This is a genomic window from Sporanaerobacter acetigenes DSM 13106 (genome assembly GCF_900130025.1).
Lineage (GTDB): Bacteria > Bacillota > Clostridia > Tissierellales > Sporanaerobacteraceae > Sporanaerobacter > Sporanaerobacter acetigenes.
The window spans coordinates 41065-53438 of the sequence record NZ_FQXR01000002.1; the positions used below are offsets into that span (position 1 = coordinate 41065).

At 33.2% G+C, this 12374-nt stretch carries 9 protein-coding genes; all 9 read right to left on the minus strand.

Annotated elements, in window-relative coordinates; translation table 11 throughout:
* Nucleotides 1-2: 2 nt before the first annotated feature.
* Entirely contained in the window at nucleotides 3-1034 is a 1032-nt protein-coding gene (locus tag BUA21_RS00255; RefSeq protein WP_072742531.1) for an ABC transporter ATP-binding protein, read from the minus strand.
* Between the two features lie 13 nt (nucleotides 1035-1047).
* Nucleotides 1048-1995, minus strand: a complete 948-nt coding sequence (locus tag BUA21_RS00260; protein ID WP_072742532.1) for an ABC transporter permease — start codon at nucleotides 1993-1995, stop codon at nucleotides 1048-1050.
* Nucleotides 1996-2008: 13 nt separating this feature from the next.
* Entirely contained in the window at nucleotides 2009-2926 is a 918-nt protein-coding gene (locus BUA21_RS00265; protein ID WP_072742533.1) for an ABC transporter permease, read from the minus strand.
* Between the two features lie 294 nt (nucleotides 2927-3220).
* Nucleotides 3221-4651, minus strand: a complete 1431-nt coding sequence (gene gatB / locus BUA21_RS00270) for an Asp-tRNA(Asn)/Glu-tRNA(Gln) amidotransferase subunit GatB (protein ID WP_072742911.1) — start codon at nucleotides 4649-4651, stop codon at nucleotides 3221-3223.
* Nucleotides 4641-6089, minus strand: coding sequence for an Asp-tRNA(Asn)/Glu-tRNA(Gln) amidotransferase subunit GatA (gene gatA / locus BUA21_RS00275; protein ID WP_072742534.1), 1449 nt, complete (start codon nucleotides 6087-6089; stop codon nucleotides 4641-4643). Before gatA ends, gatB begins: the two co-directional genes overlap by 11 nt.
* A gap of 13 nt (nucleotides 6090-6102) precedes the next feature.
* Nucleotides 6103-6387 (minus strand): Asp-tRNA(Asn)/Glu-tRNA(Gln) amidotransferase subunit GatC, encoded by a 285-nt coding sequence (gene gatC, locus BUA21_RS00280; protein ID WP_072742535.1) that lies wholly within the window; start codon nucleotides 6385-6387, stop codon nucleotides 6103-6105.
* 68 nt (nucleotides 6388-6455) lie between these two features.
* Nucleotides 6456-8441 carry an NAD-dependent DNA ligase LigA gene (gene ligA, locus BUA21_RS00285; RefSeq protein ID WP_072742536.1) on the minus strand — a complete coding sequence of 662 codons (1986 nt, stop codon included), beginning with the start codon at nucleotides 8439-8441 and terminating at the stop codon, nucleotides 6456-6458.
* A 12-nt stretch (nucleotides 8442-8453) separates the two neighbouring features.
* Nucleotides 8454-11711, minus strand: coding sequence for a UvrD-helicase domain-containing protein (locus BUA21_RS00290; protein ID WP_072742537.1), 3258 nt, complete (start codon nucleotides 11709-11711; stop codon nucleotides 8454-8456).
* A gap of 126 nt (nucleotides 11712-11837) precedes the next feature.
* Nucleotides 11838-12278 carry a hypothetical protein gene (locus BUA21_RS00295; RefSeq protein ID WP_072742538.1) on the minus strand — a complete coding sequence of 147 codons (441 nt, stop codon included), beginning with the start codon at nucleotides 12276-12278 and terminating at the stop codon, nucleotides 11838-11840.
* Between the last annotated feature and the right edge of the window lie 96 nt (nucleotides 12279-12374).

A 12374-nucleotide genomic window follows, 5' to 3' on the forward strand; every position in this document is an offset into this window, starting at 1 on the left:
GATTATTTCGCACCCCCTTCTGCTTTCTGTCTTTCAATTTTTGGTGCCATCTCATGTTCTAACCAGCAATGAGTATAATGAGTATCTGATAGATCAAATCTCATTGGATAGTGATCCTTGCAAATTTTCATAGCATAGTCACATCTAGCTGCAAATGGACATCCTGGAGGTGGTGCAAACAAATCTGGTGGAGTTCCATATATAGGAATCAGTCTTTCTTTTTGTGCTCTATCAAGTCTTGGCACAGATTTTAAAAGTCCCCAAGTATATGGATGATGTGGATTGTGAAATACTTCTTCATTTGTTCCACTTTCAATTATGACACCTGCATACATTACAGCTATTCTATCTGCAATCTTTGCAACTACTCCCAAATCATGAGTAATAATGATGATGGATGTATCTAATTTAAGCTGCAATTCTTTCATAAGTTCTATTATTTGAGCTTGAATAGTTACATCCAGTGCTGTTGTAGGTTCATCAGCTATGAGTAGTTTTGGATTGCATGCTAAAGCTATAGCTATAACAGCTCTTTGCCTCATCCCACCACTAAATTCATGAGGATATTGGTCCGCTCTTTTCTCTGGATTTGGAAGCCCTACAAGTCTAAGCATCTCTACAGCTCTTTCTTTAGCCTCAGCTTTAGACATGTTTTGATGTTTTACAAGTCCTTCCATGATTTGCTTTCCCACTTTCATAGTAGGGTTTAAAGATGTCATAGGGTCCTGGAAAACCATACTTATTTCCTTTCCTCTGACAGTTTCCATCTTTCTATCACTATATTTAACTAAATCTTTTCCTTCAAATAGAATATTTCCTTCTTTTATTCTTCCCGGTGGCATAGGATTTAGTTGCATTATAGCCTGAGCAGTAACTGATTTGCCACATCCAGACTCTCCAACTATAGCTAGAGTTTCTCCTCTATTTACATTAAAACTAACACCTCTTACCGCTTTGACTTCCCCCGCATAAGTGTCAAAAGAAACATGCAAATTTTTTACATCTAATAACAATTTATCATTTTCAACTCCCACAGTTCTTCCCTCCTTATTTTCTCAATCTTGGGTCTAATGAATCTCTAAGTCCATCACCTAAAATATTAAAAGCAAGCATCGTTATAGAAATAAGCAATGCAGGGAAGAGCAATTGATATGGATGGATGAGAAGCATCCTCGTACCCCTTTGAGCCAATGTGCCCCAGCTTGCTATAGGTTCTGGAAGTCCCAACCCAATATAACTAAGCATAGCCTCTGTAAATATGGCTCCAGGAACTTGGAAAGTTAAATTTATGATTATTGGTCCCATAGTATTTGGTACTAAATGTTTGGTTATAATTCTTGAAGTATCCGCTCCCAATGTCTTGGCCGCAAGCACATATTCCATCTGTTTGATTTGTAGTATCTGTCCTCTAACTATTCTAGCCATTCCACCCCATCCAGTTATCGATATAGCCAAAATAATTGTTCCCAATCCTTGTCCTATAACTACCATAAGTAAAATTACCCATAGTAGTTCAGGTATGGAATATATTATTTCTACTATACGCATCATGATCATATCTGTCTTTCCACCTAAATATCCAGATATACCACCGTATATAATACCAATAGTCACATTTATTATTGTAGAAATAAGCGCTATAAAAAGAGAAATCTTAGCACCTTCCCAACATCTTACAAATAGATCTCTTCCTAAATCATCGGTTCCAAACCAATGCACACTGTCAGGTCCTTTGTTTATAACAGAGAAGTCCTGATCATCATACGCCCAAGGCCTCAAATGAGGTCCTATAAAAGCCATGGCTACTACTATAATCAATATAATAATACTCATGATAGCCAATTTATTTTCTTTAAGTCTTCTCCAAGCATCTGCCCAATAGGTAAGACTTGGCCTGACTATTTTGTCATAATTCATTTCATCTTTTCCAACAATTTCAAACATATCTTTAGATACATTTAGTTTTTCCGGCTGTTTTACATTAACGTCTGACATTTCTTCCCCTCCTTTACTCTAGACGGATCCTTGGATCAACTAATCCATACACAATATCTACTATAAACATCATGACAACTAATATAATAGCATAGAATACAGTTGTACCCATGATAAGTGTGTAGTCCTGCTGAGTAATACTTTGGACATAATGTTTACCTATGCCAGGTATTGCAAATATACTCTCTATAACAAAGGAACCTACTACTATTCCAGCTATAGAAACTCCCAATATTGTAACTACGGGAAGAATAGCATTTCTAACAGTATGTTTCCAAGTCACCTGATGGCGCGAAAGACCTTTTGCCTTAGCAGTTTTTATATAGTCTTGTCCCAATACATCAAGCATACTTGTTCTCATCATTCTTGCTATATAAGCTATCTGCCTTAATCCCAATGCTAATACAGGCATTACATAGTGAGCTGGCGTTCCCCATCTTGCCACAGGAAACCACTTCAATTTAACTCCAAAAGCATATTGAAAAAGTGCTGCAAATACAAAACTTGGTACCGAGACCCCTATTACCGCTATTACAATTACAAAATAGTCAAAGAACTTCCCACGATTGAGCCCAGCAATTATTCCAAATAGTACTCCCAATATTCCTCCTAGAGCTACTGCCATCAAACCTACCTTGGCTGAAACTGGAAAACCCTCCTGCAAAATTGTATTAACTGATCTGTTTTTGTATTTCATAGATATTCCTAAATCGCCTTTAAGAAGATTTTTAAGATAAGTTCCATATTGTACTATTAGTGGTTTATCTAATCCATATTTTATTTTAATTTTTTCCATGATTTCTGGTGGTATTTTTTTCTGATCTGTAAATGGATCTCCAGGTATTGCATGCATTAAAAAGAAAGTAATGGTCACTACAACCCAAATGGTTAAGATGGCCATCCCAGCTCTTTTTAAAGAGTAATTTAACATATGAACACCTCCAAAAAAATTTGTCGAATTTTATTGAATATTGCGATAATTCGCTTTGCCTATAGCCCTCCCCCCTTTAACTATAACTTTGTGGATTTAATTAAAGGGTTTCCTCCTTCAGTATTTTCTGAAGTTTGAGTTAACCCTTATAAAAAGCTTCTTTAATTTAAATATTCAGAAATTTTAAAATAGCATAACCTTTTGTTTTTTCTTATTATATTACTCGCTTTTGCATTTTATTTCAATTAAAAAAGCTTTAATATTCTATTAAGAAATTGTAATATATACTTGAAATTATCTCTCGGAGATAATTTCAAGTATCATTTTATTAACAAGTTGTGGATTTGCCTTGCCTTTGCTCATTTTCATAACCTGACCTACTAAAAATCCCAATGCTCTATCTTTTCCATTTCTATAATCTATTATAGACTGTTCATTTTCATCTATTACCTTTTCTACTATGTTTTTTAGTTCTCCTTCATCACTTATCTGCATAAGTCCTTTTTCTTTGACAATATCATTTGCAGGTTTCCCAGTATCAAGCATGTCTTTTATAACTTTTTTCCCAATATTGTTACTTATTTTGCCTTCATCAATAAGAGAAATGAATTCAGCCAAATTCTTTGGAGTAAGTTTAAGTTCTTCAACTTCTTTATCTTCATCTTTTATCCACCTTAAAACGTCTCCCATAATCCAATTGCTAGCTTTTTTGGGATCAACTTCGTATTTAACTGTTTCTTCAAAGAAATTTGCCAATTCTTTTGTCTGAGTAAGTACTCCTGCATCATACTCTGGGATATCATATTGTTTTATAAATCTTTCTTTTTTGTCATGGGGAAGTTCTGGTAATTTACTTCTTATTTCTTCAATCCAATCATCCTCTATCTTCATTTTAACCAAATCAGGTTCTGGAAAATATCTATAATCTGCAGCATCTTCCTTACTTCTCATGACTATAGTTTCATTTTTTAGTTCATCCCATCTTCTAGTTTCCCTTACAGCATCTTTTCCTTGTTTTAAAAGGTTGATATGTCTCTTTTCTTCATATTCCATGGCTTTTACAGCAGCCTTAAAAGAATTTAAATTTTTAAGTTCTGTAATAGTAGTCCTTTTTCCTGTATCCTCATCAACTACATTTATATTTATATCACAGCGAAGGGAACCTTCTTCCATTTTACAGTCTGAAACTTCTATATATCTTAAAGTAGCTTTTAGTTTTTCAAGAAATTCTCTTGCTTCTTCTGGAGAATTCATATCCGGTTCTGTGACTACCTCGATTAAAGGCACACCACTTCTGTTGTAATCAAGAAGGCTTCCTCCATCTTCCGAGTGAATTGATTTTCCTGTATCTTCTTCTATGTGTATTCTTCTAAGTCTTATTTTTTTAGGCTCATTTTCATTTTCTATCTCTACATATCCTCCATCACAAAGAGGAATATCATATTGAGAGATCTGATATCCTTTAACTAAGTCAGGATAAAAATAATTTTTTCTGTCCATTTTAGTTTCATTTGCAATTTTTGAATTGAAAGCAAGTCCTGCTTTTATACCATATTCAACTACTTTTTTATTTATAACTGGAAGTGCTCCTGGAAGACCTAAACATACAGGACAACAGTGAGTATTTGCTTCTCCACCAAATTCAGTAGTACAGCTACAAAATATTTTTGATTTTGTCATGAGTTCAGAATGTATTTCAAGACCAATAATAGTTTTATAAGTCATTTTCTTCACCTCTATTTTTTTCATAAGTATAGGCAATGTTGAGAATTTTTTGTTCTTTAAATCTATCTCCAATAATTTGAAGTCCTACTGGAAGTCCATTTAAATTTCCACAAGGTACCGATATAGCACAAACTCCTGCTAAATTGACCGAAACTGTTAAAATATCTGACATATACATGGATAATGGATCATTTATTTTTTCTCCAATTTTAAATGGAAGTATTGGTGCTGTTGGAGAAATTATGGCATCATATTTTTCAAAAGCTTTGTCGAAATCTCTCTTTATAAGAGTTCTAATCTTTTGAGCTTTGTTGTAATAGGCATCATAGTACCCACTACTTAAGGCAAAAGTTCCAAGCATGATTCTTCTCTTTACTTCTTCACCAAATCCTTCACTTCTAGTATTTATATACAATTCATCTAAGTCTTTATAATTTTCAGCTCTGTATCCATATCTTATACCATCAAATCTGGCTAAATTGGAGCTAGCTTCTGATGTAGATATTATATAATAACAAGATAGAGCATATTCTGTATAAGGCAAAGATATTTCTTCAACTTCTGCTCCAAGGCCTTTTAAGACCTCTACTGCTTCTAATACCTTTGCTTTGACTTTTTCATCTATTCCTTCTCCAAAATATTCTTTAGGTAGTGCAAATTTCATTCCCTTTACATTTGAATTAAGTTCCTTTGTATAATCTATGCTTTTATTTTCTACAGATGTAGAATCTTTTTCATCATATCCTGCCAAAACACTCAACAATAGTGCAGTATCCTCTACATTTCTGGCAAAAGGCCCTATCTGATCAAGGCTTGATGCAAAAGCTATAAGACCATATCTGGATATAAGTCCATATGTAGGCTTAAGTCCCACAACTCCGCAAAAACTTGCTGGTTCTCTTACAGATCCTCCTGTTTCTGAACCTAATGATAGTGGTGCTTCAAATCCAGCTACTGCTGCTGCAGAGCCACCACTTGAACCTCCTGGGACCCTTTCTAAATCATGAGGATTTTTAGTTTTCTTGAAATAAGATGTTTCTGTAGAAGAACCCATAGCAAATTCATCCATATTGGTCTTTCCTATGATTATTGCGTCTTCTCTTTTTATTTTTTCTACTACTGTAGCATCATATGGAGAAACAAAATTTTCCAATATCTTTGAACCACATGTAGTCTTTATACCACGAGTTGCAATATTATCCTTAACAGCTATTGGAATACCTGCAAGCAATCCAACTTCCTCATTGTTGGCTATTTTCTCATCTATATTTCTTGCTGTTCTGAGAGCTTCATCTTTGGTCAAAGTAATAAATGCATCTATGTCTTTTTCAGTTTCTTCTATATTCTTGTAGTAGCTTTCTACAATTTCTATACTAGATATTTCTCTATTTAAAAGCTTTTTTCTAAGTTCTACAGCTGAAAGTCTAGTTATATCCAAAACACTCACCTCTCTAATCTATTACTTTAGGTAATTTAAAATACCCATATTCACTGTCTGGAGCATTTAATAGAGCTTCTTCTCTACTAAAGCTTTCTTTTACTTCATCTTCTCTCATAAATTGATAATTTGGATTTACTTGATAAGTAGGCTCTATATTTTCTGTATCTACTTCTTTTAACTTTTCTACATATTCAATTATCTTAGAGAACTTAACTGTAAAATCTTCCATCTCATCTTCATTGAAATTGAGCTTTGAAAGATTTGCTATATGCTTTACATCTTCTTTTGAAATCATTTTAAAACCTCCTTTACCTTATGAAATCAAGGTCATGTTCTTATTTTACCACTTGTTTAGCGAAAAAATCAAATAATGGTTTTTAGCCTATTTTCATCTATTATTTCAATTCCTAAACTCAATGCTTTTTCATATTTAGAACCTGGGTCTTCTCCTACTACAACATAGTCGGTTTTCTTGCTGATACTGCCTGATACCTTACCACCCATTTTTTCTATAATCTCTTTTAACTCATTTCTAGAAATCCCTTCTATAGTTCCTGTCAAAACCACAGTCTTTCCACTAAAGAAAGTATCCTCAAGGGTTTCACTTTCTTCATATTGAGGATTGACACCTTCATATAAAAGCTTGTCAATTCCCTCTAATATCTTTGAATCGTGGAAAAACTCTATGATGCTATTTGCTATAACATCTCCTACATCTGGAATAGTTATGAGTTCTTCATATTCGGCATCAAGAATTTTATCAAGAGATTTGAAATGATTGGCCAAATCTCTGGCAGTTTTTTTGCCAACATTGGGTATGCCTAGCGCATAGATAAAAGAATCTAATGTACATTCCTTGCTCTTTTCAATAGCTGAAAGCAAATTGTTAGTCTTTTTTTCTTTGAAACCTTCCAAATTTATGAGATCTTCATATTTTAGTTCATAAATTTGGGGTATATCAGTCAAATCCAGTTCCTCAAATAGTTTTTCAGCTGTTTTTTCATTGAATCCTTCAATATTCATAGCATCTCTACTAGCAAAATGTACCATTCTAGACACAAGTTGAGGTTTACAAGTCAGTGAATTTGGACAAAATATATGAACTCCATCTTGAACAAGTTCACTGCCACAAGAGGGACAATATTCAGGTTTCTTTATTTCTTCTGTTTCTTCCTCCGTATCCATAGTGCCCATTATTTCTGGTATGACATCATTGGAACGCCTGATTAATACATTGGAATTTATACTTACTTTTTTTCTTTGTATATCATCCCAGTTGTTTAAAGTTGCCCTTTTGACTGTGACTCCTCCAATTTCTACAGGAGATAAAATGGCTGTTGGAGTTACTTTCCCAGTTCTTCCTACATTCCACTCAACTTCTAATAGTTTTGTAGTTGTCTCTTCCGCTTCAAATTTATAGGCTATGGCCCAACGAGGAAATTTTTGAGTATACCCAAGAATTTCTCTAGTTCTCATATCATTTATTTTGATAACTATTCCATCTGTCAATACATCAAGTTTTTTTCTTTCAGTATCTACTCTTTCTATTTCCTCCACTACTTCATCAATTGTTTCATAAAGTTTTAAATATTTATTTACTGGGAGCCTATTTTCTCTTAAAAATTCCAACATTTCTATATGGGTTTCAAACTTTTTGCCTTCTATATATCCTACATTGTAAAAATACCCTATAAGATTTCTTTCCTTTGTAACTTTTGGATCTAAATTTCTAAGAGCTCCTGCAGCAGCATTTCGTGCATTTTTTAGAGGCTCAACATGAATTTGGTTGTATTTTTCCAGAGCAGATAATGGCATGAGGCCTTCCCCTTGAATCTCAATTGTCCCCTTAAAATCTATCTTAAGTGGAATAGGCTTTATAGTCTTTATTTGAGAAAGTATGGCTTCTCCAACTTCCCCATTTCCCCTTGTAGCACCTTCTACAAGCTCTCCATTTTTATAGGTAAGATTTATAGTCAGCCCATCAAATTTGTATTCTACTACATAAGTAGGTTCAGGCAATTTGTCCTCATGGATAGTATTGTATTCCTCTATCAATTTTCTCACTCTTTTGTCCCAATTCTTTAGTTCTCCTATGCTTTGACTTTTATCTAGACTCCATAGTTTTCCCAAATGGACATGCTTTTGAAATTTTTCAAGAATTTCTCCACCTACTCTTTGAGTAGGTGAATAAGGTAGTACTACTCCTGTTTGTTTTTCCAACTCCACCAATTCATAATAAATCTTGTCATATTCCCCATCGCTTAATTTAGGATCGTCTAATGTATAATAATGATAATTTAAATCCTCTATGATATCTATAAGTTCTTTCATTCTCTCTATATTATCCATAGTATCCTCTCCTTAAATAACTTCTATGGGAGCAATAGAAAGTAGCAACTTCTTTAACCCTTTGTCTTCAAAAGCAACAACTACTTCTGTATCCATCCCTTTGTCTTTTAATTGAACTACCGTACCTACTCCCCACAATTTGTGTCTAACTTTTGACCCAACTTTTACCTCGTCTTTGTTGTCTTTTAAATCAGGAGCCTTTGTATCTCTTCTTGTAAATTCTTTCACAATTACATCTTTTTTAGTCATTTCTTTATTTTTGTCATTAGTCTCTACATATTCCAAAGGTATTTCTTTTAAAAATCTAGAAGGTACAGAATAAGTAGTACTTCCATATATGGTTCGCATATTTGCATAGGAAATAAACAATTGCTCCTCAGCCCTTGTTATAGCTACATAGCATAGTCTTCTTTCTTCTTCCAATTCACTTTCACTGTCAATAGCTCTGGCAATAGGAAATAGTCCTTCTTCCATACCCACCAAAAATACTACTGGAAACTCTAATCCTTTGGCACTGTGGACAGTCATCATTGTCACAGCTTCATTTACATCAGCTGTCTTGTCTGTATCAGAAAGAAGGGAGACATTGGCCAAGAAATCTTCCAAATTTCCATCTACATTTTGCATCTCAAAATCTACTGCAACAGAAATAAATTCCTTCAAGTTCTCTATTCTGCTGGTAGATTCAACGCTATTCTCTTCTTCCAGCTCTTTAATATATCCAGTTCCATATACTACTTCCTCTATAAAATCCTTTAAGCCCATAACTTGACTCATAGCAATATATTTATTTATCATATCCGTAAATTTTTTTAAATTGTTCATTGCTCTTTGTGAAAGACCTTGTACATCTTCTATATCTAAAAGAGTGCTATAAAGGCTTTCTCCTTTTCCTTGAGCATGTTTCGCTACCTTTTCCAATGTCACATTTCCTATTCCTCTTTTAGGAACATTTATGATTCTCTTTAGAGAAACATCATCCAATGGATTTTGAATAAGTCTCAAATATGCAATGATATCCTTTACTTCTTTTCTATCATAGAACTTAAGTCCCCCTACAATTCTATAGGGTATATTTCTTCTCATGAAAACTTCCTCAAAATTTCTAGATTGAGCATTTGTCCTATATAGTATAGCAAAATCCCTATACCTGCATTTCCCCTCATCTGTCAATTCCATTATTTTTTCAGCTACAAGACTACTTTCTTCACGTTCATCAAAAGTCATATTTATACCTATAGGATTTCCTTCCTTATTAGTTGTCCAAAGAGCCTTGTCTTTTCTTTCATTGTTGTTTCTAATGACAGAATTAGCTACATTCAATATGTTTTTAGTAGAACGATAATTTTGTTCTAATTTAATTATTTTCGTATTGGGAAAATCCCTCTCAAAATTCAAGATATTCCCTATATCTGCCCCTCTCCATCCGTAAATCGAATTATGGACTACAATATCTTCACAAACATATTGTCTAAAATTAGGAACTGAAATATCATATACAAATCCACTATATTCTTCAACCGAAGTTTCACTTACTATATCTTCAACTATTTTCCCATTTTCATATACTGGAATACTCATATTGGGTCTTATATGAGAAGCAGGAATATAATTAAAATAATTATCTTCAGTTAATCTAGCTCTTTTTACAACTTCTATATTTGCATCTAAGGCCTCAATTTTCTTTACATAATCCACTGCCTCATCATATCCTACTCTTTCCGTCTCTACCCTCCAAGTTTCCCTATTTCCATTTCTCGTAGGAAAGCCTGAATCTATGAACCTTTCTTTTAAATTTTCACCACTTGTATTAAAACAAATTTTATGGCTATACCATCCTGATTCTATACCACTTTTTTTCCCACTAAAAAAACTTAAATTGACAATTCGTCTTATAGACTGCCCCCTAATGATAGCATTTGCTCTATGATGTGGATATTCTTCAAACAGCAGCAAATCATCCATTAGTTTTACTACATTATTCCTTGTATCTATTCCCTCAAATAATCTATCTATATGCTTTTGATCCATAGTTAAATTTCTACCTACTGCGTGATAACAACAAGTGGGTATTTGATACTTTAAAGAAAATAATTGTTCATAAAATACTGCTTCTTGTTTGCTTTTACATGTTCTTATAATCCAGGCTTTATCTCCATGTTCCTGATTTAATCTAACCATAAGTCCATTTACTATCTCCTTGTCCCTTGACCTTACTCCTTGAGTCATACCTATTCTATATCCTTTATCTAGTCTATACATCAAATAAACATAGTAAACACCTGGTTCTGGATTAAGTTTGCCAAACATTATGTGATTTGGGGTAGTTTTAATTATCTTTCCTGATTTAGTTTTTATCTTTATTACAGGCCCTTCATACCTTTTCTTCATTATTTTCTCAATAGTTCCTTCTAAAATTTCTCCCTTGCCAGCAGCTGAATAAATTTTATTGCATTCTTTTAACTCTTCCACAGAGATATCTCCATTTACTGTAGCAATTTTAGAACCTTCAACGACACACTGATCATCATCCCCCACAACACATAAATTCTTGTACCTTTGAGAAAGTAAATGAACAAGTTCATATTGAGTGCCATTTGTATCTTGGTACTCATCTACATAAATATATCTGAATTTCTTTTGATAATATTCAAGTATCTCAGGCTTTTTGCTTAGTAATTCAACAGCTTTCAAAATCAAATCATCAAAATCCAGTGCATTGTTCTTCTTGAGTTTTTCCTCATATAGAGCATATAATTCTCCTATATTTCTTTTATAATAATCTCCATAATTTTCATTTATATAAGAATCTGGTTTGACCATAGTATCTTTTAATGAACTTATAGTACTCAATATAGACTTTTCTTTAAATGTTTCAGTATTGAGATTTTTTTCTTTTATACACTCTTTTATGACAGTTTTTTGATCATCAGTATCATATATGACAAAACTTCTATTGTATCCTATCTTATCAATATCTCGTCTTAAAATCCTCGCACATATAGAGTGAAAAGTCCCTATCCATATATCATCTATCTTGTCTCCAACAAGACTTCTAACTCTCTCTTTCATTTCATTGGCAGCTTTATTTGTAAAAGTTATGGCCAAAATATTTCCCGGGAAAACTCCCTTTTCTTCAATCATATAGGCTATTTTGTGAGTAAGTACCCTGGTCTTTCCACTACCTGCTCCAGCCAATATAAGTAGTGGCCCTTCTGTATGTAAAACCGCTTCCCTCTGTTTGTCATTTAAACCTTCCAAAAAATTCATTTACTTCACCCTTCCTATCAAGGGGACAGTTCTCCTGTGTCCTTTTTGTCCCCTTTTCTTATACATACTATTATAATGGAAATAATGAAAAAACCCTAGCCTAAATGACTAAGGTTTAAAAAAATATTATTTAGCTTTTATTCTAGCAATATCCCTCCAGTTGTCAGCGGTATTAATTTCTATTCTGGAGAGATCTGATTTCATATCTTCTATTTGCCCAGTAATTTCCACATGCCTATCAGCATTGTTTACTTCAATATCGTCCATTTTATTTTCAAGTCTATCAAATCTTTCATTTGTTTCTTTTCTAAAATCTTTTACTTCAACTTCAACATTATCAATTCGTCCGTTTACTTCTTTAAATTTATCTGTTGTTTCTTTTCTAAAATCTTTCATCTCAACTTCAACATTATCAATTCGTCCATTTACTTCTTTAAAGCCTTCTTGCATTTCGCCTCTTACATTCTTAAATTCTTCTTGCATTTCGCCTCTAAAATTTGCAAATTCTTTTTGCATTTCATTATACATTTTAGTCATCAGTTCAAATAATTTTTCTTCATTATCCATAGTATTCACCTCCTGTTTTGTATTTTTATAAGCCATTTTTCCCAATCTCATCTTTCACCATCCGAAGCAAAGTTGTCTGTTTTATATTTTTATTAT

What these genes read in the sequence shown, in the direction of transcription:
- BUA21_RS00260 (WP_072742532.1), bottom strand. Translation starts at nt 1,995, where the DNA reads ATGTCAGACGTTAATGTAAAACAGCCGGAAAAACTAAATGTATCTAAA.
- BUA21_RS00265 (WP_072742533.1), bottom strand. Translation starts at nt 2,926, where the DNA reads ATGTTAAATTACTCTTTAAAAAGAGCTGGGATGGCCATCTTAACCATT.
- gatB (WP_072742911.1), bottom strand. Translation starts at nt 4,651, where the DNA reads ATGACTTATAAAACTATTATTGGTCTTGAAATACATTCTGAACTCATG.
- gatC (WP_072742535.1), bottom strand. Translation starts at nt 6,387, where the DNA reads ATGATTTCAAAAGAAGATGTAAAGCATATAGCAAATCTTTCAAAGCTC.
- ligA (WP_072742536.1), bottom strand. Translation starts at nt 8,441, where the DNA reads ATGGATAATATAGAGAGAATGAAAGAACTTATAGATATCATAGAGGAT.
- BUA21_RS00290 (WP_072742537.1), bottom strand. Translation starts at nt 11,711, where the DNA reads ATGAATTTTTTGGAAGGTTTAAATGACAAACAGAGGGAAGCGGTTTTA.
- BUA21_RS00295 (WP_072742538.1), bottom strand. Translation starts at nt 12,278, where the DNA reads ATGGATAATGAAGAAAAATTATTTGAACTGATGACTAAAATGTATAAT.